The sequence below is a fragment of the Acidovorax sp. KPB24-03 genome, from assembly GCF_057546605.1.
Map to the genome: position 1 here is coordinate 1 of NZ_BAAJYR010000911.1, position 627 is coordinate 627.

Here is a 627-nt window from a genome sequence, read left to right on the forward strand (position 1 = left end):
GCCGCGAAGCCGCGCACGGCGGCGCCCACCGATTCGCGCGGGGCGCCGTCCGCGTGCGGCCGCGCGGACTCGTGCACCTTCCAGAAGATCAGCAGCCACGCCAGCGCGGCCAGGCCCGCCAGCACGCCGAACCCCCAGCGCCACGACGCGTGCTGCACCAGCCAGGCCAGCGGCGTGCCCGTGAACAGCATGCCCAGGCCGCCGACGCCCATGGCCACGCCCGACACCACCGCGAACCGCTGGGCCGGAAAATGCCGCGCGATGAACACGGTGCACACCAAAAAAGGCCGGGGCGCAGCCCACGCCGATCAGCGCCTGCCCGAGCAGCACCAGTCCGTAGCCCGGCGCCAGCGCCGAGAGCAGCGCGCCCGCGATGGCCAGCGGAAACGCCGCCAGCAGCGTGCGCCGCACGCCGTACAGGTCGATCCCGATGCCCATGAACAGCTGCATGGTGCCGAAGGCGAACGCGAAGGCCCCGGCGAAGGCACCCAGCGCCGCGGCGACAGCCCGAACTCCGCCCGCAGGCCCGTGGCGATGATCGCGGTGATGGTGCGGAACGCCTGGCTCAGCGCGAAGCCCGACACCAGCGCCAGCAGCATGCCCCAGGCCGCGCGCGCGCGAGGGGCG

The 627-nt window shown here is 74.5% G+C and carries 1 pseudogene; it reads right to left on the reverse strand.

Annotated features, from left to right (window positions below):
- Nucleotides 1-627: pseudogene (locus tag AC27KI_RS26760) on the reverse strand (MFS transporter); the annotation flags it as partial.